The 21045-nt window shown below is 60.0% G+C and carries 15 protein-coding genes and 1 tRNA gene; 8 read left to right on the forward strand and 8 right to left on the reverse strand.

Translation table 11 applies throughout. The features are described 5' to 3' along the window. Positions 1 to 33: 33 nt before the first annotated feature. A complete protein-coding gene (locus tag F506_RS01740; RefSeq protein ID WP_053195068.1) occupies positions 34 to 1101 on the reverse strand; it encodes a type II asparaginase in 1068 nt (355 codons plus the stop codon). 577 nt (positions 1102 to 1678) lie between these two features. Here F506_RS01740 and F506_RS01745 point away from each other — a divergent pair. After that, a complete protein-coding gene (locus tag F506_RS01745; RefSeq protein WP_053195069.1) occupies positions 1679 to 3178 on the forward strand; it encodes an AMP nucleosidase in 1500 nt (499 codons plus the stop codon). Between the two features lie 76 nt (positions 3179 to 3254). Here F506_RS01745 and F506_RS01750 read toward each other — a convergent pair whose 3' ends face one another. Then, entirely contained in the window at positions 3255 to 4472 is a 1218-nt protein-coding gene (locus F506_RS01750; protein ID WP_053195070.1) for a YbfB/YjiJ family MFS transporter, read from the reverse strand. A gap of 236 nt (positions 4473 to 4708) precedes the next feature. Between F506_RS01750 and F506_RS01755 the strand changes: the two genes are divergently transcribed. After that, positions 4709 to 5572, forward strand: coding sequence for a LysR substrate-binding domain-containing protein (locus tag F506_RS01755; protein WP_053201143.1), 864 nt, complete (start codon positions 4709 to 4711; stop codon positions 5570 to 5572). Between the two features lie 183 nt (positions 5573 to 5755). Here F506_RS01755 and nhaR read toward each other — a convergent pair whose 3' ends face one another. Then, complete coding sequence (nhaR, locus tag F506_RS01760) at positions 5756 to 6679, reverse strand: transcriptional activator NhaR (protein WP_053195071.1); 924 nt, start codon at positions 6677 to 6679, stop codon at positions 5756 to 5758. A gap of 114 nt (positions 6680 to 6793) precedes the next feature. On the opposite strand from nhaR, the gene F506_RS01765 reads away from it, so the two are divergent. The 6 genes from F506_RS01765 (at position 6794) to F506_RS01790 (ending at position 17366) form a co-directional block, all read left to right on the forward strand. Further along, complete coding sequence (locus tag F506_RS01765; protein WP_053201144.1) at positions 6794 to 7114, forward strand: TFIIB-type zinc ribbon-containing protein; 321 nt, start codon at positions 6794 to 6796, stop codon at positions 7112 to 7114. A 36-nt stretch (positions 7115 to 7150) separates the two neighbouring features. Beyond that, positions 7151 to 8116, forward strand: a complete 966-nt coding sequence (locus F506_RS01770; protein WP_053195072.1) for a TerC family protein — start codon at positions 7151 to 7153, stop codon at positions 8114 to 8116. Positions 8117 to 8214: 98 nt separating this feature from the next. After that, the gene (locus F506_RS01775) at positions 8215 to 8952 is read left to right on the forward strand and encodes a transposase (protein WP_053195073.1); all 738 of its coding nucleotides are present in this window, start codon (positions 8215 to 8217) and stop codon (positions 8950 to 8952) included. Positions 8953 to 9134: 182 nt separating this feature from the next. Then, complete coding sequence (locus F506_RS01780) at positions 9135 to 13811, forward strand: glutamate synthase-related protein (RefSeq protein ID WP_053195074.1); 4677 nt, start codon at positions 9135 to 9137, stop codon at positions 13809 to 13811. A 120-nt stretch (positions 13812 to 13931) separates the two neighbouring features. After that, positions 13932 to 15395, forward strand: coding sequence for a glutamate synthase subunit beta (locus F506_RS01785; RefSeq protein WP_053195075.1), 1464 nt, complete (start codon positions 13932 to 13934; stop codon positions 15393 to 15395). Positions 15396 to 15578: 183 nt separating this feature from the next. Then, a complete protein-coding gene (locus F506_RS01790) occupies positions 15579 to 17366 on the forward strand; it encodes a M61 family metallopeptidase (protein WP_053201146.1) in 1788 nt (595 codons plus the stop codon). Between the two features lie 114 nt (positions 17367 to 17480). Here the strand turns inward: F506_RS01790 and F506_RS01795 are convergent, their stop codons facing one another. From F506_RS01795 to F506_RS01815, 5 genes are all read right to left on the reverse strand, one after another. Then, positions 17481 to 18089, reverse strand: coding sequence for a 50S ribosomal protein L25/general stress protein Ctc (locus F506_RS01795; protein ID WP_053195076.1), 609 nt, complete (start codon positions 18087 to 18089; stop codon positions 17481 to 17483). A gap of 146 nt (positions 18090 to 18235) precedes the next feature. Then, positions 18236 to 19186, reverse strand: coding sequence for a ribose-phosphate pyrophosphokinase (locus tag F506_RS01800; protein WP_016832843.1), 951 nt, complete (start codon positions 19184 to 19186; stop codon positions 18236 to 18238). Between the two features lie 133 nt (positions 19187 to 19319). Continuing rightward, positions 19320 to 19396 (reverse strand) — tRNA-Gln (locus F506_RS01805). A gap of 83 nt (positions 19397 to 19479) precedes the next feature. Then, positions 19480 to 20349 carry a 4-(cytidine 5'-diphospho)-2-C-methyl-D-erythritol kinase gene (gene ispE, locus F506_RS01810; RefSeq protein WP_053195077.1) on the reverse strand — a complete coding sequence of 290 codons (870 nt, stop codon included), beginning with the start codon at positions 20347 to 20349 and terminating at the stop codon, positions 19480 to 19482. Positions 20350 to 20403: 54 nt separating this feature from the next. Next, entirely contained in the window at positions 20404 to 21039 is a 636-nt protein-coding gene (locus F506_RS01815) for an outer membrane lipoprotein LolB (protein ID WP_053195078.1), read from the reverse strand. Positions 21040 to 21045 lie beyond the last annotated feature (6 nt).

The following is a 21045-nucleotide window of genomic DNA, read 5'->3' on the forward strand; positions in this document are numbered from 1 at the left end:
CTTGCTGAACCAGGCAGCTGTGTCGATCCGTAATCAATACGAATAGAAGATTTTCTGGATTGCTTTGGTGTCGCTGGTCTTGGTCAGCGCCAGCATCAGCAGGATGCGTGCTTTTTGCGCATTCAGCGTGTCGGAGACGACGAAGTCCAGCTTGTCGTCGTCGGCTTCGCCGTTGCGCGCCACGATGCCTTGGCCGACGCGGCTGGCGCGCACGATCACAACGCCTTTCTTGCGTGCTTCGCTCAGCGATGGCGCCACCGTGTTGTTCAGGCTGCCGTCACCCACGCCGGCGTGAATGATGCCCTTGGCGCCGGCGGCGACGAAGGCGTTCAGCGCGATCGGGTTCATGTTGGCGTAGCCGTAGACGATATCGACTTGCGGCAGCACATCCAGTTTCGAGATGTCGAATTCGGAATCAACCGTATGCTTGCGTGTCGACTGGCGATAGAAGAACGGCTTGCTGCCCTGGATGTAACCGAGGAAACCCAGTTCAGGCGTCTTGAAGGTATCCAGCGTCGAGGTGTTGGTCTTGGTAACTTCGCGCGCAGCATTGATCTGATCGTTCAGCGTGACCAGGACGCCCTTGCCGATGGCTTCCTGGCTACCCGCCAGCAGAACGGCGTTGTACAGGTTGATCGGACCGTCGGCGCTGATCGCTGTCGATGGTCGCATCGAGCCGACGATCACGACCGGCTTCTTGCTGTGCACGGTCAGGTCGAGGAAGTAAGCGGTTTCTTCGATGGTGTCGGTGCCGTGGGTGATCACGATGCCGTCAACGTCGCTTTGCGCCAGCAGCGTGTTGACGCGCTTGGACAGCTTCAGCCAGTAGTCGTTGTTCATGTTTTCGCTGGCGATCTGGAACACTTGCTCGCCCTTGACGTTGGCGACTTTTTTCAGTTCCGGAACGGCGTCGATCAGCGCATCAACGCCGATTTTTGCGGCGGTGTAGCCGACGGTGGTGGTGCTCGAAGCACCGGTGCCGGCGATGGTGCCGCCGGTTGCCAGGATCATGACGTTGGGAAGTTTTTGCGCGTGCGCGATGGATACCAGAGCGGCACAGGCCAGGATCAGAAACTGGCCGAATATTTTTTTGGAATGCATGTCGTTCCTCTTGATTAAAGTATGTTTTGTAGTCTCTTCTCCTTGCGTCCCGGCGCGAGCAGATGCACGCCGGAGCTTGCCCTTGTGAGGCGCGGAGAGCAGCCAAGATAGCACTCATTGGGGCTTCTTAGAAGATATGCCGAGGGATTTTTGGAAGTATTTTTATGTATGGATTGCGCCGCGGATTTTGTGCCCGCAAGGGGTGCGCCGGATGCGCTTTTAAAGGGCGCGAAGAACCTGCTTTTGCACTCTAATCGAACGTCTGTGCAGCGGCATTTGCATACTGCCGGGAATGCGAAAAATTGTGCCGTAAGCCGTTTCGAGACTTTGAATTTTTCGTCGGCCTGATTTTTGTTAAATGAAAAAATAGACAGGACGAATATTTGATTCTATTCAAGAATGACGATCAGCGGGCGAAATGAATGCGGGGCGTTGCGCGCCGCACCGAATTCCGGAATTCGGTTGGTCTTTTTGTTTATATAGGTACAATGAAATCGGACGTTGCCGTGCTGAATTCTTGTTGAATTCATACCGAACAGCGGCAACGTATCGTGAACCGGAATTGATTGGAGCCAAGTTGTTGACCGAAAAATTTACCGATCCGCAAGCGGCGGTCGATCGCGTGATCGAAATCTATGAGAGCAACACCGCCATCCTCCGTGACGCCTTCAAGCTGTTCGCCAAAGGCGAAGTGCTGCAGGACCGTGTGCGAGCGTGCTATCCCTTCGTGCGCATCACCACCGAAAAAGTCACCCATACCGATACGCGCCAGTCGTTCGGTTTCGTCGCCGGGCCGGGCACTTACCAGACCACGCTGACGCGCCCGACGCTGTTCAAGAATTACCTGCTGAGCCAGTTCACGCTGCTGCTGCAGAATCATCAGGAGCCGCTCGAGGTGGGCGTGAGCGAGTTGCCGATCCCGGTACACTTCGCCTTCGCCGAAGGCATCCACGTCGAGGGCGACCTGGATCCCGAGCACCTGCGTTTGCTGCCCGACGTGTTCGACTTGCCGGACCTGGCCGAGATGGATGACCGCATCGTCAACGGCACCTATGAAGTCGACAACGGTGGCTGGCGCGACGGCGTGCATCCGCTGGCGCTGTTCACCGGGCCGCGCATCGATTATTCGTTGCATCGGCTGCGTCATTACACGGCGACCGCTCCCCAGCATTTTCAGCGCTACGTGCTGTTCACCAACTATGCGTTCTACGTGGACGAGTTCGTGCGCATGGGGCGCGAACTGATGCAGCCCACCGACGATCCGGAGCTGCGCACGTATCGCCAGCAATACACCGCTTTCGTCGAACCCGGCAACGTCATCACGCCCAACGCCAACGTCGAGGGCATGAAGGGCGTGGCGGGTTCCGGCACGGCGCCGGTGCGCCAGCCCCAGATGCCGGCTTACCATCTGCAGCGCTCCGACGGTTCCGGCATCACGCTGGTCAACATCGGCGTGGGGCCTTCCAACGCCAAGACCATCACGGACCACATTGCCGTGTTGCGTCCGCACGGCTGGATCATGCTCGGCCATTGCGCCGGCCTGTCGTCGTCGCAACGTATGGGCGACTACGTGCTGGCGCATGCCTATGTGCGCGACGACCACGTGCTGGATGACGACTTGCCGTTATGGGTGCCGATCCCGGCATTGGCCGAAGTGCAGCTGGCCCTGCAGGATGCGGTGGCGGGAATCACGCAACTGGAAGGCTACGAGCTCAAGCGCATCATGCGCACCGGCACGGTGGCGTCGGTCGATGACCGCAACTGGGAGCTGCGCGATCATCGGACGCCTTTGCTGCGCTTCAGCCAGAGCCGGGCGATTGCGCTCGACATGGAGAGCGCGACGGTGGCGGCCAACGGTTTTCGCTTCCGCGTGCCTTACGGCACTTTGCTGTGCGTGTCGGACAAGCCCTTGCATGGCGAAATCAAGTTGCCGGGCATGGCGAATCGATTCTACGAGCAGCGCGTGGCGCAGCATCTGAAGATCGGTATCCGCGCGCTGGAATTGCTGCGCAATCATGGCGTCGAGCAACTGCACAGCCGCAAGCTGCGCAGCTTCGGCGAGCCGGCGTTCCGTTGATGCACTGATTCGGAGTCAAACAAAAAAGCGCCGATGCGGGAGACCGTATCGGCGCTTTTTTCATGCCTGTTGTTTTCTATGCGGTTGCGAGTCTGCTGCCACGGTCACGTGCGGCGAGCCAGCCATACAACCCTGCACCCGCCAACAGGGCGGCAGCCGCGATCGACAGCGACGGTGTGAACGAGCCGCCGATGTGCACCAGCTTCGTCGCCAGCGGCGGACCGACGATCTGGCCGATGCCGTAAGAGGCGGTCATCAGTCCCATCAGTCCGGGTGCATGATGGCTGCGCAGGCGGCGCGCTTCACGCATGGCGAACAGCGTGATTGCGGTGAACGGCAAGCCCAGCAGGACGCTGCCCAGTGCGAAGCCGAATTCATTGGGCAGGATCGCGCTGATGATGACGCCGATGGCCTGCATGACGTAACTGATGGCCAGCAACAGGCGCTGGTCGGCATGCACCGGAATGCGCGTCGCGCCCAGCGCGCCGAGCGCCACGCACAGGCCGAACAGCGGCCAGAAGAAATCGGGCCAGGAGGATCCCGGCAAGGCCTGGCGTGCAATCACCGGAAGGAAGGTGGCGGTGATGATGTAGCCGAAGCCGGCGAGGCCGTAAGCCAGCACTTGCCAACGTACTTCGCGCGTCACCGCCGCAGGCTCGATATGGTCCTCGGCGGCGGTTGCGGCTGCTGCGCGCAGGTCGACTTCGCCGCGGAAGGTCTTCCACACCAGCAGCGTCAGCAGAGCCGCCATCAATCCGAACGCCAGCCATCCTCCCGCCGCCTGCCAGCCGCCGGCCACCATGGCGCTGCTCGACAGGCCGGTCAGCATGATGCCCAGGCCCGGGCCGGAATAGATGATTCCGCCCAAAGCCGGCAACTTCAATTGCGCCAACCGCTGCAAACACCAGCCTGAGCTATAGACGAACACCAGCGCGCTGGCGATGCCCGATAGCAGACGCAACAGCAGCCACAGGCCTTGCGAGTGGAAGACACCCATGCCCGCCGTCAACAGCACCGTCGCGAAAAGTCCGGCGCGGATCGTGCGGGTTGGCGGGAGGCCGCGCCAGAAGGCGCACAGCAGGGCGCCGAGGAAGTAGCCGAGGTAATTTGACGTCGCCAGCCAGCCGCCGCTATTGAGGTCGATGGTCTGGTCGTGCAGCATCATCGGCAGCAGCGGCGTGAAGGCGAAGCGGCCGATGCCCATCGCCACCGACAACGCGATCAGGCCGGAAAGGGCGATGCGCCAAGCGGTTTTGCGATTGGACTGGATCTCTTGAGTGTCTTGAATGGTCATGTGTTCCCGTGGTGGCGCCGGTCGGCGAGAGGCTGCAATTTGTCGCTGCATCTCCCTGCTGTGGCATTTCCGTTATTGCGTGAATATTGCGCGAATATTGCTGATGACGCCATGGTAGCTTGTCTTTATCATCCTAAAAAATGAATAATAAGAATGGATTCATCTGTTTTTGGGATGTTTGATGAAAATTATTGAAGCAAGATTCGCGATGCACGCGCAATCCGCAGGAGAACAGCATGGAAATTGCCGCACTTGAAATCTTTCGCGCCGTCGTCAGCGAGGGCGGCATCACGCGCGCCGCCGAACGCCTGCACCGCGTGCAGTCCAACGTCACCACGCGTATCCGCCAGCTGGAGGAATCGGTCGGCGTGCCGCTGTTCATCCGGGATCGCAAGCGGCTGTTACTGACGCCGGCGGGCGAAGTCTTGCTGGATTATTCCGAACGCATCCTCGGCCTGGTGCAGGAAGCGCGTCAGGCCGTGTTGCCGCAGGGGCCGCGCGGCCGGCTGCGTGTGGGCGCGATGGAAAGCACGGCGGCCAGCCGCCTGCCGGGCCCCTTGGCTGCGTTCCATCAGCGCTGGCCCGAGGTGCAGCTGGAACTGACCACGGCCGCGTCGCAGATGCTGATCGACCAGGTGCGGGCTTTCAAGCTGGACGCCGCACTGGTGGCCGGACCCATCGATGACGATGTGTTTGTGGCAACACCGTTGTATCAGGAGGAATTGGTGATCGTGGTGCCGCGCGGACATGCGCGGGTAAAAAGTCCGGATGACCTCACCGTCGAGACGCTGATTGTGTTCGAACAAGGTTGCGCCTATCGCAAGCGCGCCGAACATTGGTTCGCCTCGGGCACGATCAAGGGGCGCCGGCCGGCGCGTTTGCTCGAGCTGGGCTCATATCATGCGATGCTGGCGTGCGTGGCGGCGGGCGCCGGAATCGCATTTGTTCCGCGAACGATATTAAATATGCATGGACAACAGAATTTTTCGACCTATTCTTTAGGAAAAGAAGGGCGCATCACCACATATCTGATTTGCCGCCATGATCAGCAGACAACAGTTTACGACGCCTTGCGCACCCTGTTGCTGACTGAGTCCTGACGCCGCCGGCACAGTCGGAGGAGCAGGTTGGGGCGGCGTAACAATTTGTAAAAAACGCTGCGGTCCTGCAGCGCTTTTTTTATAGTCTGGTTTCCCCCTCCATTCTCTCCCCCGAGAATGGGATTTACCCCACGAACCGCAAGGTGCGTGGGGTTTTTTCTTTGTACGCCGTTCTTGACGGTATCATCTTTCCTTCCATTTCCCCTTGGGGATGATCAGGCTCTCGCGCGCCGCCGACTGGATCGCCAGCACCGCCGGATGCGTCAGGCGGCGCTCCACCGAAATTGCATAAAACTGTTCGATGACTTGGTCGGTCTGGCCGATCTGCACCACGCCGAGTTGCTGCTTCAGCTGCGCCGCGACCGCCGAGGGCGCGGCAAAGATGCCGGTGCCTGCTTCGCCGAATGCGTTGAGCAAGGCGCCGTCATCGAACTCGCCGGCGATCTGCGGGCGTATCTTTTCCTTCTCGAACCAGCGCAGCAATTTCGGCCGCACCGCAGCGTCTTCTCCCGGCATCAGGAAGGGCGCGCCATCCAGGCTTTGCGGGAAACTTTTCTTGTGCATTTTGGCCAGTGCGGGCGTGGCGAAGAAGTTGGTGTTGCATTCGCCGAGCAAGTGGCTGTAGCCGCGCACGTCGATGTTGGCGGGCATCGGGCTGTCGGCGATGACGATGTCGAGCCGGTGGATGGCGAGGTCACCAAGCAGGCTGTTGAGTTTGCCCTCGCGACAGACGATGCGCACCGGGTCTTCCAGCGTCAATGCGGTTTCCAGCAGCAGGTAGGCGATGGTCTTGGGCACGGCATCGGCGACGCCGACGCGAAATTGCAGCGGTCGTCCGCCTGGACGAAAGCGCATCACTTCTTCGAGTTCTTCCCCGAGTGTGAAGATCTGGTCGGCGTAGGAAAACACGGTGCGGCCGGCGTCGTTGAGCTCCAGCTTGCGCCCGACGCGGTTGAACAGGCGATAGCCGAGCGACTCCTCGAACAGCGCGATCTGTCCGCTGATCGTCTGCGCGGTGAGGTGCAGGCGTTCGCCGGCGCGCGCAATGCCGCCGGTCTTGGCAACCATCCAGAAGTAATGCAGGTGTTTGTAATTAAGCGCGGCCATGGTGTTTTCAATACATCGGTTTTTACGAATAATAAGAAAAGTATATTCGAATTTTCAATAGTATCGGATTTGGCTAAAGTGGCACCTGTCTATTGCACAGCCATGGAGGCCATCATGAAATGTCCCGTTTGCACTACCGTCAATCTGAGCATGAGCGATCGCCAGGGAGTGGAGATCGATTACTGCCCGCAATGCCGCGGCGTCTGGCTCGATCGCGGCGAACTCGATAAATTGATTGAACGCAGCCAGGCCGCGGCGCCGCAAGCTGCCGCAGCCCAAGCGCCGGCGCCTCGCTATGCATCACCGGCGGCGCCGCAAATGCAGCAGCGCGGCTACGATGACCGCTTCGGTCACGGCCGGGAGTACAAGGATCATGCGGATTACCGGTCGCGCAAGAAGAAGGGTTTTCTGGGCGAGATCTTCGATTTCGACTGACGTGACAACGCACTTACATAACCAAGGGGAAATACCGTGAACGGCGTAGAAAGTTTTGCAAGTCCGCTGATGTGGGGCGGCTTTATCGTATTCGTGCTGGGCATGCTGGCGTTCGACATGCTGGTGCTGGGCGGCCGCCATGCGCACAAGGTGACGGTCAAGGAAGCGCTGGGCTGGTCGGTGGCGTGGGTGATGCTGGCGCTGCTGTTCAGCGGCTTGCTGTGGTGGTACCTGGATCACAGCATCGGGCGCGAATTCGCCAATCAGAAGAGCCTGGAATTCCTGTCCGGCTACCTGATCGAGAAGTCGCTGTCGGTGGACAACATCTTCGTGTTCCTGGTCATCTTCGGCTACTTCGCGGTGCCGGCGGAGATGCAGCGGCGCGTGTTGCTGTACGGCGTGGTCGGCGCGATCATCATGCGTGCCGTGATGATTTTGCTGGGCGCATGGCTGATCGCGCAATTCAGCTGGATCATGTACCTGTTCGGCGCATTCCTGATCGTGACCGGCATCAAGATGCTGATTTTCGCGGACAAGGAAAGCGATCTCAACGACAACCCGCTGCTGAAATTCCTGCGCAAGCACATGCGCATCAGCAACGAGTACGACGGCGAGAAGTTCTTTACCATGCGCAACGGCGTGCGCTATTTCACGCCGCTGATGCTGGTGCTGATCCTGATCGAGGTGACGGACCTGATCTTCGCGGTGGACAGCATCCCGGCGATTTTTGCGATCACCACCGATCCGTTCATCGTGTTCACGTCGAACATGTTCGCGATCATGGGTTTGCGGGCGCTGTACTTCCTGTTGGCTGACGTGGCGGATCGTTTCCACTATCTCAAGTACGGTCTGGCGCTGGTGCTGGTATTCGTGGGCGGCAAGATGCTGCTGGCGTACTGGTTCCACATCCCGGTGATGGTGTCGCTGCTGGTGGTTGCTGCAATCCTGCTGGCATCGGTACTGATCAGTCTGGTGTTGTCAAAAAAGAAAATATCCGCCTGATATTGATAAGACCAATGACGGCCGGATAAATTAGGGTCGGAGTGATTTACAATCGTGAATCGCTCCGGCCCTTTTCTTTTTATCCTTCAATTTTCGCTATGGCCCGCTTACCTCGTCTGGTCGTCCCGTATCAGCCGCATCACATCATCCAGCGCGGCCATGACGGCCAGCTCGTTTTCCGCGACACTGCCGACCATACGGTCTTTCTTGACTGGCTGAAGGAGGGCGCGAAGCGCTTCAAGGTCGCCATCCATGCGTATGTCCTGATGCCGGACCACATCCATTTGCTGGCCACCCCGGTGGACGGCGACGGGCTGGCACGAATGATGCAGTGGGTGGGACGGTATTACGTGCCCTACATCAATCAGAAATACCGGCGCAGCGGCACCTTGTGGCAAGGGCGCTATAAGGCGACGGTGCTGGATGCGGAGCGCTATCTGCTGCCGTGCAGCCGCTATATCGAGCTCAATCCGGTGCGCAACGGCCTGGTTGGCAGTGCGCTGGACTACCCTTGGTCGAGCTACATGCATCACATTGGCGCAAAGCCGGACCCGCTGATTACCGACCACAGCGTGTATTGGGCGCTGGGCAATACGCCCTTCGATCGCGAAATCGCCTACAAGCTGCAGGCGGAACAGTCGCTGGGGCAGGCCGAGGTCGAGGCGATCAGCCAGGCGACGCTGAAAGGCTGGGCGCTTGGGGCGGAGGAGTACAAAAGCGGTCTGGAAAAGCAGGTCAGCCGGCGCGTCAGTCCGGCAAAACGGGGCCGGCCGGTGAAGAAGAAGGATGAAAGCGCGTCTTCGGAAGACGGTGCTGGAAGCAATACGGTGGAATAAATCTCAATGAATACAAAGAATTAGAGAATTCAAGCAAACAGCATCTTTACTCTGTCCCTAATTAAAAATTATTAAAAATTCTGAGGTTTTTAATTTTACTCTGACCCCTTTTGTTCTTATTGAAGATTTGGGTGCAGTGCACTATCCTTAAACCCTTACTCTCAAAGTGGTGGAGCACCGTTATGCACGCGCAAGGCCTATACGACCCAGCTAATGAACACGACGCCTGTGGTGTCGGTTTTATCGCCCATATCAAGGGCAAGAAAAACCATTCCATCGTTGAGCAAGGCTTGCTCATCCTGAAGAATCTGGACCACCGGGGTGCGGTCGGTGCAGATCCGCTGATGGGTGACGGCGCCGGCATCCTGATCCAGATTCCGGATCAGTACTACCGCGAAGAAATGTCCAGGCAGGGCGTCGAACTGCCGCCGCCAGGCGAATACGGCGTCGGCATGATCTTCCTGCCGAAGGAAAACGCTTCCCGCATCGCCTGTGAACAGGAAATCGAGCGCTCGGTGCTGGCTGAAGGCCAGGTCGTGCTGGGCTGGCGCGACGTGCCGGTCGACATGGACATGCCGATGTCGCCGACCGTGCGCGAAAAAGAACCGGTCATCCGCCAGATCTTCATCGGCCGCGGTCCGGACATCATGGTGACCGACGCCCTGGAGCGCAAGCTGTACGTCATCCGAAAGTCGTCGGGCCACGCCATCCAGGCGCTGAACCTGATCCACGGCAAGGAATTCTTCGTGCCGTCGATGTCGGCCCGCACCGTGGTCTACAAGGGCTTGCTGCTGGCCGACCAGGTGGGCGTCTATTACAAGGACCTGCAAGATCCGCGCTGCGTGTCCGCGCTGGCGCTGGTGCATCAGCGCTTCTCCACCAATACTTTCCCCGAGTGGCCGCTGGCCCACCCGTACCGCCTGATCGCCCACAACGGCGAAATCAACACCGTCAAGGGCAACTTCAACTGGATGCGCGCCCGCGAAGGCGTGATGCAGTCGGCCGTGCTGGGCGACGACCTGAAGAAACTGTTCCCGCTGATCTATGAAGGCCAGTCTGACACCGCGTGTTTCGACAATGCGCTGGAACTGTTGCTGATGGCGGGCTATCCGCTGGCGCAAGCCATGATGATGATGGTGCCGGAAGCCTGGGAAAACCACACTCTGATGGACGACAACCGTCGCGCCTTCTACGAGTACCATGCCGCCATGATGGAACCATGGGACGGCCCGGCCGCCCTGGCGTTCACCGACGGCCGCCACATCGGCGGCACGCTTGACCGCAACGGCCTGCGTCCTGCGCGTTACATCGTCACCGACGACGACTTGGTGGTGATGGCGTCGGAATCCGGCGTGCTGCCGATTCCTGAATCGAAGATCATCCAGAAATGGCGCCTGCAGCCGGGCAAGATGTTCCTGATCGACCTCGACGCCGGCCGCATCATCGACGACAAGGAACTCAAGGACACCTACGCCAACGCCAAGCCGTACAAGCAATGGATTTCATCGGTGCGCGTCAAGCTCGACGAGCTGAAGGCGGAGCCGTTCGAATCCGGCTCGACCATCCCGCTGCTGGATCGCCAGCAAGTGTTCGGCTACACCCAGGAAGACGTCAAGTTCCTGATGGCGCCGATGGCCTCCGCCGGCGAAGAAGCGATCGGCTCGATGGGCAACGACTCGCCGCTGGCGGTCATGTCCAACAAGAACAAGACGCTCTACAACTACTTCAAGCAATTGTTCGCGCAAGTGACCAACCCGCCGATCGACCCGATCCGCGAAGCCATGGTCATGTCGCTGGTGTCCTTCATCGGCCCGCGTCCGAACCTGCTCGACACCAACAACATCAATCCGCCGATGCGTCTCGAAGTGTCGCAGCCGGTGCTGGATTACGCCGACATCGCCAAGCTGCGCAACATCAGCGCACACACCGGCGGCAAGTTCAAGTCGCATGAATTGAACATCTGCTATCCGGTGGCATGGGGCAAGGAAGGCATTGAAGCACGCCTGGCCTCGCTGTGCGCCAAGGCGGTCGACGCGGTCAAGTCGGGCCACAATATCCTGATCATCTCGGATCGCAAGGTCGATTCCGAGCAGGTCGCGATCCCGGCGTTGCTGGCGACTTCCGCGATCCACCTGCATCTGGTCAGCAAGGGCCTGCGCACTTCGACCGGCCTGGTCGTCGATACCGGTTCGGCGCGTGAGACGCATCACTTCGCATTGCTGGCCGGCTATGGCGCCGAAGCGATCCACCCGTACCTGGCAATGGATACGCTGACCGAGATGGCCAAGGGACTGCCGGGCGACCTGTCGGGCGAGAAGGCGATCTACAACTTCCAGAAGGCGATCGGCAAGGGCTTGCTGAAGGTCATGTCCAAGATGGGCATCTCGACCTACATGTCCTACTGCGGTGCGCAGATCTTCGAAGCCATCGGCCTGAACAAGGCGCTGGTCGACAAGTACTTCAAGGGCACCGCATCGAACGTCGAAGGCATCGGCGTGTTCGAAGTCGCCGAAGAAGCGCTGCGCCTGCACCGCGCTGCCTTCAGCAGCGATCCTGTCCTCAACAACGCACTCGACGCCGGCGGCGAATATGCCTTCCGCATCCGCGGCGAAGAGCACATGTGGACGCCGGATGCGATCGCCAAGCTGCAGCACTCGACCCGTGCGAACAACTTCAATTCGTACAAGGAATACGCGCAGATCATCAACGATCAGTCGAAGCGCCACATGACCCTGCGCGGTCTGTTCGAATTCAAGATCGATCCGTCGAAGGCGATCTCGATCGATGAAGTCGAGCCGGCCAAGGAAATCGTCAAGCGCTTCGCCACCGGCGCCATGTCGCTCGGTTCGATCTCGACCGAGGCGCACGCAACGCTGGCGATCGCGATGAACCGTATCGGCGGCAAGTCGAATACCGGCGAAGGCGGCGAAGACGTCAATCGCTACCGCAACGAACTCAAGGGCATCCCGATCAAGCAAGGCGCCACCCTGGCCTCGGAAATCGGCAAGGACGTCATCGAAGTCGACATCCCGCTGCAAGCCGGCGACTCGCTGCGTTCGCGCATCAAGCAGGTGGCGTCCGGCCGTTTCGGCGTGTCGGCCGAATACCTGATCTCCGCCGACCAGATTCAAATCAAGATGGCGCAAGGCGCGAAGCCGGGCGAAGGTGGTCAGCTGCCGGGCCACAAGGTTACCGATTACATCGCGACGTTGCGCGTGTCGGTGCCGGGCGTCGGGCTGATTTCGCCGCCGCCTCACCATGACATCTATTCGATCGAGGATCTGGCGCAGCTGATCCACGATCTGAAGAACGTCAATCCGCGCGCCTCGATCTCGGTCAAGCTGGTGTCGGAAGTCGGCGTCGGTACGGTTGCTGCAGGCGTGGCCAAGGCCAAGTCGGATCACGTCGTGATCGCCGGCCATGACGGCGGCACCGGCGCATCGCCGCTGTCCTCGATCAAGCACGCCGGTTCGCCATGGGAACTCGGCCTGGCCGAAACCCAGCAGACGCTGGTGCTGAACGGCTTGCGCAATCGCATCCGCGTGCAGGCCGACGGTCAGATGAAGACCGGCCGCGACGTCGTCATCGGCGCGCTGCTGGGCGCTGACGAATTCGGTTTTGCTACCGCACCGCTGGTGGTCGAAGGCTGCATCATGATGCGCAAGTGCCATCTGAATACCTGCCCGGTCGGCGTGGCGACGCAGGATCCGGTGCTGCGCGCCAAGTTCTCCGGCAAGCCTGAGCATGTGGTCAACTTCTTCTTCTTCATCGCTGAAGAAGCGCGCCAGATCATGGCGCAGCTGGGCATCCGCACCTTCAACGAACTGATTGGCCGCTCCGATCTGCTGGACCGCACCAAGGCCATCCAGCACTGGAAGGCACAAGGTCTGGACTTCAGCAAGATCTTCTATCAACCGGTCAGCGCAACGCCTTACTTCCACACCGAAGAGCAGGACCACGGGCTGGACAAGGCGCTGGATCACAAGCTGATCGCACAGGCGAAAACCGCGCTGGAAAAGGGCGAGAAGGTTTCCTTCATCTCGCCGATCCGCAACTTGAACCGCACCGTCGGCGCGATGTTGTCGGGCGAAGTGGCCAAGCGTTACGGCAATGAAGGCCTGCCGGACGACACCATCCACATCCAGCTGCAAGGCACCGCAGGCCAGTCGGCCGGCGCGTTCCTGGCGCACGGCGTAACGCTCGACCTGGTCGGCGAAGGCAACGACTACGTCGGCAAGGGCTTGTCGGGCGGCCGCATCATCGTGCGTCCGAACACCGAGTTCCGCGGCCGCGCGGTCGACAACATGATCTCCGGCAATACCGTGCTGTACGGTGCAACGACCGGCGAAGCATTCATCAACGGCGTCGTCGGCGAGCGTTTCGCCGTGCGTAACTCCGGCGCGATTGCCGTCGTTGAAGGCACCGGCGACCACGGTTGCGAATACATGACCGGCGGCACCGTCGTCGTGCTGGGTGCAACCGGCCGTAACTTTGCAGCAGGTATGTCCGGCGGCATCGCCTACGTCTACGACGAAGCCGGCGACTTCGCCGGCAAGTGCAACATGGCCATGGTCGCGCTGGACAAGGTCTTGTCCGACACCGAACAGGAAGCCTCGACCGATCGCGCCGTCTGGCACAGCCTGCAGCGCGGCGGCGACGGCCAGACCGATGAAGTGATTTTGCGTGGTCTGATCGAACGCCACTTCAAGTACACCGGCAGCACGCGCGCGCGCTACCTGCTGGATAACTGGGCGGCCTCGCGCGGCAAGTTCGTCAAGGTCTTCCCGACCGAGTACAAACGTGCACTGGGCGAACTGAACGCAGCCAAAGTGGCGCCGAAGGACAAGGTTCCGGCGTAAGCACCCGCGCCGCCTTGGCGATCAATAAGAAGCAACACGCAAGGCCGGCGATTCTGATAACGACATCGACATCGACAGAATCGCCGGCTGCCTATCCTTAGCGAAGAATGTGAGTGGAAAATGGGTAAAGTAACCGGCTTTATGGAATATGAGCGCCTGAAAGAGGCGAGCGAAGCGCCGCAGTCGCGCATGAAGCACTACAAGGAATTCGTCCTGCATTTGGGCGACGCGGAAGCCAAAGTGCAAGGCGCACGCTGCATGGATTGCGGCATCCCGTTCTGCAACAACGGCTGCCCGGTCAACAACATCATCCCCGACTGGAACGACCTGGTCTATCGCGGCGATTACAAGGAAGCGCTGGACACGCTGCACTCGACCAACAACTTCCCCGAGTTCACCGGCCGCATCTGCCCGGCGCCGTGCGAAGCGGCTTGCACGCTCGGTATCAACAGCGACGCCGTCGGCATCAAGTCGATCGAGCACTTCATCATCGACAAGGGCTGGGAAAACGGCTGGGTTACGCCGCAACCGGCCGCCGTCAAGACCGGCAAGAAAGTCGCCGTGGTCGGCTCTGGTCCTGCCGGCCTGGCTGCTGCACAACAGCTGGCGCGCGCCGGCCATGACGTCACCGTGTTCGAAAAGAACGACCGCGTCGGCGGCCTGCTGCGTTACGGCATCCCCGACTTCAAGATGGAAAAGTCGCATATCGACCTGCGCGTCGAACAGATGCAAGCCGAAGGCGTCGTGTTCCGCACCAGCACGCTGGTGGGCAAGGATTTCCCGGCAAACATCACCAACTGGTCTAAGGAAACGGTTTCCCCTGACGACCTGAAGAAGGATTTCGACGCGGTGGTCATCGCAGGCGGCGCTGAATTGCCGCGCGACTTGCCGGTGCCGGGCCGTGAATTGAAGGGCGTGCATTTCGCCATGGAATTCCTGCCGCTGCAAAACAAGGTGAACGCCGGCGACAAGCTCAAGGGCCAGATCATGGCGACCGACAAGCACGTGGTCGTGATCGGCGGCGGCGACACCGGTTCCGATTGCGTCGGTACCTCGAATCGTCACGGTGCCGCATCGGTGGCCCAGTTCGAACTGATGCCGCAACCGCCGGAAAGCGAAAACAAGCCGATGGTCTGGCCGTACTGGCCGACCAAGCTGCGCACTTCGTCCTCGCATGAAGAAGGTTGCGACCGCGACTGGGCCGTCGCCACCAAGCGTCTGGAAGGCAAGAACGGCAAGGTTGAAAAACTGATCGCCGCGCGCGTCGAATGGAAGGACGGCAAGATGCAGGAAGTGCCAAATTCCGAATTCGAAATGAAAGCCGACCTGGTGCTGCTGGCCATGGGCTTCGTTTCGCCGGTGCAGCAAGTGCTGGAAGCGTTTGGCGTCGACAAGGACCAACGCGGCAACGCCAAGGCGACCACCGACGGCGAAGGCTGCTACAAGACCTCGGTCGACAAGGTCTTTGCCGCAGGCGACATGCGTCGCGGCCAGTCTCTGGTGGTGTGGGCGATTCGCGAAGGCCGTCAATGCGCGCGCGCCGTGGACGAATTCCTGATGGGCGCTTCGCTGCTGCCGCGCTGATACGGGGACATGTCTGAAGAAGCCGGGCCGACGCCAGTCGCTCCGGCTTTTTTTATGCGATGCGCATGCCGGCATCGCTTGAAATCAGCCTGCCGTCAGCGCATTCGCAGCTTGCTCAAGTACAATGGTTTCACTTTTCCTGACACGGGTTTGCACCGCACTGCGGCGGGCCCCAAGCACAACATGACGACCCCGATTCGCTACAGCATTACTTCCAACGATTGCGCCGCCCACGTATTCGACGTCACCGTGACGGTCGATGCGCCGGCTGCCGACGGCCAGGTGTTTTCCCTTCCGGCGTGGATTCCCGGCAGCTACATGATCCGCGAGTTCGCGCGCAACATCATCCAGCTGCGCGGCGAAGCCAGCGGCAAGAAAGTGATCCTGCGCAAGCTCGACAAGCACACCTGGAAAGCCGCGCCTTGTGCCGGCCCGCTCACGTTGACTTACCAGGTCTACGCCTGGGACCTGTCGGTGCGCACTGCGCATCTGGACCAGACGCATGCCTTCTTCAACGGCACCAGCGTTTTCCTGCGGGTGGAAGGGCAGGAGCAGTCGCAGCACGTGGTCGACATCCGCCGGCCAGCCGGCGACGCCTACAAGCGTTGGCGCGTGGCGACGTCCTTGCCCGAGCTGAAAGCCCGGCGCTACGGCTTCGGCACATACGTCGCTGCCGATTACGACGAACTGATCGATCATCCCGTCGAGCTCGGCACATTCGCGCTGGCGACGTTCACCGCGCACGGCGTGCCGCATGATGTCGTGATCACCGGCCAGGTGCCGAACCTCGATTTGCCGCGCCTGTCGGCCGACCTGCAGAAAATCTGCGAAGCGCAGATCGCCTTCTTCGAGCCGAAGAGCAAGCGTGCGCCGATGTCGCGCTATGTGTTCATGACGATGGTGGTCGGTGACGGCTACGGCGGCCTCGAACATCGCGCCTCGACGGCGCTGGTCTGCGCACGCAGCGATTTGCCGGTCAAGGGCAAGAGCGAGCTGAGCGATGGTTACCGCACCTACCTCGGCCTGTGCAGCCACGAGTATTTCCATACCTGGAACGTCAAGCGCATCAAGCCGGCGGCATTCGCGCCTTATGATTTGCGTGAAGAGGGTTACACCTCGCTGCTGTGGCTGTTCGAAGGTTTCACCAGCTATTACGACGACCTGTTCCTGGTGCGCACCGGCCTGATCGACGAGGCGGCTTATCTGGGCATGCTCGCCAAGACCATCAACGGGGTGCTGCGCGGCAGCGGTCGCCGCAAACAGAGTGTGGCGGAATCCAGCTTCGACGCCTGGGTCAAGTACTACCGCCAGGATGAAAATGCTCCCAACGCCATCGTCAGCTACTACACCAAGGGTTCACTGGTGGCGCTGGCGCTGGATCTGACCATCCGCAGCGAAACCAAGGGCCGCAAGTCGCTCGACGACATCATGCTGGCGCTGTGGCAGCAATACGGTCGCCAGTTCTATACCCGCAATGGTGGCCGAGGTCTGGGCGAAGAGGAGGCTGAAGCCTTGTTCGAAGCCGTCAGCGGCGTCAAGCTCAAGCGTTTCTTCGATCGCTACATTCGCGGCACGGAAGACCTGCCGTTCTCGCAGTTGCTGCCCGAGATGGCAATCAAGCTCGAAGACGTCCGTAAGGACCGCAAGCCGTCACTCGGCCTGCGCGTGGTGCGCGACGGTGGCGACGCCAAGGTGGCGAATGTCTATGAGGGCGGGGCAGGGCATCGCGCCGGTGTATCGGCCGGCGACAAGCTGGTGGCGCTGGATGGTTTGCGCGTGCCGCCGGCGGGCGCGGACGGCTTGCTGGCGCGCTATCGTGAAAACGACGTGGTGGCTTTGCATGTGTTCCGGCGCGACGAACTGATGAGCTTTTCGGTCAAGCTCAAAAGCGACGATGCGCCGCAGATGGTGCTGGCCGCAGAAACCAAGCCGGCGACCGCGGCGCGCAAGCGCAAGTCTTGGCTTAGCTGACTGTTTGCGTTTACCGGCGCTGCGCCGGTGAACGGACAAACGGACAATACGGACAATAAAAAACCCGCCGAAGCGGGTTTTTTATTTGCTGCTGTAGCTTTGCTGAACTGAAGATTACTTCGCTTCTGCTTCGCCTGCTGCTGGCGCTGCGCCTTCAGCTTCAACCTTGCCTGCTGGTACCGAAGCGGTAGCAACTGTCAGGTTTTCTTGCGAAACGGCGGTCACGCCGTTTGGCAGCTTCAGGTCGGCCAAGTGGATCGAGTGACCGACTTCCAGCTTCGACAGATCGACGGAAACGAATTCCGGCAGATCCTTAGGCAGGCAAGAGATGTCCAGTTCGGTCATGACGTGGCTGATGATGCCCGACGACAGCTTGACGGCCGGCGAGACTTCAGCGTTCGCGAAGTGCAGAGGCACCTTGACGTGGATCTTTTGCGATGCATCGACGCGTTGGAAGTCAACGTGCAGAACCAGTTGCTTGTACGCGTGGACTTGGAAGTCGCGCAGCAGAACTTGTTCAACCTTGCCGTCGATTTCCAGGTCGAGGATCGACGAGTGGAAGGCTTCTTTCTTCAACGCGTGGTACAGCGCGTTGTGATCCAGAGCGATATTCAGCGGTGCAGCTGTGCCACCGTAGACGATGGCTGGTGTTTGACCAGCATTACGCAGGCGGCGGCTCGCTCCGGTCCCCTGCTCTTTGCGTGGAAATGCGATTACTTTCATGTGAAACTCCAAAGGTTGCGGGACTTTCGTCTCGCGTTAAAAATCCCCCGCGACCAGGGGATTCAAGGATCCCGTCATTTGCACGACGGAATTAAAACTGAAATCTGAGCTGAATCTGAATCTAAATCCGACTCTGACTCTAAATCTTATTCTGCAAACAGCGACATCACCGAGTCGCCCTTGCTGATGCGCTTGAATGTCTCGGCCAGCAGGCTGGCGCAAGTCAGTTGGCGGATCTTGCCGCAGGCCTTGGCGGCGTCCGACAATGGAATCGTGTCGGTGACGACCAGCTCGTCCAGCGGCGAATTGGCGATGCGGTCCAGCGCCGGGCCGGACAGCACAGGGTGCGTACAGTAGGCGACGACTTTCTTGGCGCCGCGTTCTTTCAGTACTTCTGCAGCCTTGGTCAGCGTGCCGGCGGTGTCGACCATGTCATCCATGATCACGCAGTTGCGGCCTTCGACCTCACCGATGATGTTCATGACTTCCGACACGTTCGCCTTCGGGCGGCGCTTGTCGATGATCGCCAGGTCGCAGCCGAGGCGCTTCGCCAATGCACGGGCGCGCACCACGCCGCCGACGTCAGGCGACACGACCAGCAGGTCGTCGTAGTTCTTGCTCACCAGATCGCCCAGCAAAATCGGCGATGCATAAATGTTGTCGACCGGAATGTCAAAGAAGCCCTGGATCTGGTCGGCGTGCAGATCCATGATCAGGACGCGTTCGACGCCGGCTTCCTGCAGCATGTTGGCGACGACTTTTGCCGAAATCGCAACACGGGCGGAGCGCGGACGGCGGTCCTGGCGCGCATAGCCGTAGTAAGGAATCGCGGCGGTAATGCGACCGGCCGATGCGCGCTTGAGCGCGTCGACCATGATCATGATTTCCATCAGGTTGTCGTTGGTCGGTGCGCAGGTGGACTGCAGCACGAAGACGTCTTTGCCGCGGACGTTTTCGTTGATCTCGACCATCACTTCGCCGTCGGAGAACTTCGACACATTGGCCTTGCCCAGAGGGATACCGAGTTTTTCAACGACGCCTTGCGCCAGTTCTGGATTGGCGCTGCCGGTAAAAACCATCAGGTTTTCGTTTGCCATGTGGGTATCCCTGAATGCAATCGTTTAAAAGTCGAAAAGCCGACAATGCTTGACTGGTACAGTCTTGCGTTGGCGGCTTATCTCTTTGGCTTTTCTATTTCTTGATGGGCGCTACACTATTGCCCAAATTTAATGGCAGGGGAACAAGGATTCGAACCTTGGAATGCTGGAATCAAAATCCAGTGCCTTAACCAGCTTGGCGATTCCCCTACGCAATCTGCTGTTTTCCGTCGAACGATCCGCTGCGTCTCTTGCCTGCATCGTCTGTCATTCGCCGTCAAACCAATTCTTGGCTACGACTTTGTCAAATGGGCGAGAGGATGTTCCTGCATCGCTTTGGCTTTCCACGCGATCCATTTTGAAGGCATCTGTTTCAGCACTTCGTCGGCCTGATGTTCATGTTCAAAAGCACAGAACACACAGGCGCCGGATCCGGTCATCCTTGCGTTTCCAAATGTCTTGAGCCACTTGATGGCTTCAGCGACAGGAGGAAACTGCTTGGCAGCCACCACTTCTAAGTCGTTTTTTCCGAAGTCGCCGTAAAGAAGATTATGCGCTTCAGGAAAGTCCGTTATTTTGACCAGTTTCGTATCCCTTGTCAATTCCTGTGACGAAAAAATTATCGCGGTGGGAACAGACACGCCCGGTTCAATCACCACGAACCAGCAATCTGCGGTTTTCAGAGGCAAAAGGTCTTCGCCGACGCCTTGGGCGAAGGCATTGCCGCCGAACACGAAAAACGGCACGTCAGCGCCCAGCTGCAGGCCCAGCGCCATCAGTTGCGCACGGGTCAGTCCGGTTTGCCACAGATGATTGAGCGCCATCAGCGTGGTGGCGGCGTCCGACGAGCCGCCGCCGAGGCCGCCGCCCATCGGCAATTGCTTGCGCACGGCGATGTCGGCGCCCAGCTCGGGTTTGCCGGCGGCCGCCTGCAACAGGCGCGCGGCGCGCACCACCAGGTCGGTATCGGCAGGCACGCCCGGAATATCGTTGGTGCGGCGGACGATGCCGTCGTCGCGCACTGTGAAATCCAGCGCGTCGCTACGGTCAACCAACTGGAATACCGTTTGCAGCAGGTGATAACCGTCCGCGCGACGGCCGGTCACGTGCAGGAACAGGTTCAGTTTGGCCGGGGCGGGGCAGTCGAAAAGGCTTGCTGGCATGGAATGATTCTGCAAAACGGGTGGAAGGGCTTCAAAACGCCGACGACTTCCTTGTTATTGGATGCCGGCGGCTTTCCAGCTGTCGATCACGATACGGATGGCGACCGGACCGGCCTGTTTGGTTTCACGCGCCAGATCGATGCGTTTCGGGTGGTTTGCGGCAGTGTTGGCCGCACCATCCTGCCATTCGCCATAGTTGAGGTTCCAGCCGTCGCGGGTGGTGAAACGTACGGTGTCGGCTGCAGGCTGCGCCGTAAACAGTTTGCCATCGGCGCCGCGTCCGAAGCCTTGCAGCCAGTCGCGCAGGCCGGAGATCGGCAAGGGCCAGCCCAAGGCCTGTTCGGTGAGGATGTCGACATCGGTTGCGGTCATCGGGGGCTTGCCCGATTGTGTCAATACGGCAATGCAGGGCTTGATGTCGATCACGGCCAGGGTCTGGCCGAGCGGCGACAGCAGGGTCACCACCACGTGGCGTGCGCTCTGGTTCCAGGTGAAGCTGCCGTGTACGGCCTGGTCGCGCCCGTCCTGTTCATAGCGCACCGACAGCCGGCCGCCGAGATCGATGGCGTCGCTGTAGCGGCGCTCCAGCGCCGGACCGTTGTCCCTCGCGTCTTGCGGTGCAAGGCCGGCGCAGCCGGCGATCAGCAGCACCAGTCCGGCCGTGGCCGCATAGTTGAAAAATCGCTTCATGAGTGG

Source organism: Herbaspirillum hiltneri N3 (assembly GCF_001267925.1).
GTDB classification, from domain to species: Bacteria; Pseudomonadota; Gammaproteobacteria; order Burkholderiales; family Burkholderiaceae_D; genus Herbaspirillum; species Herbaspirillum hiltneri.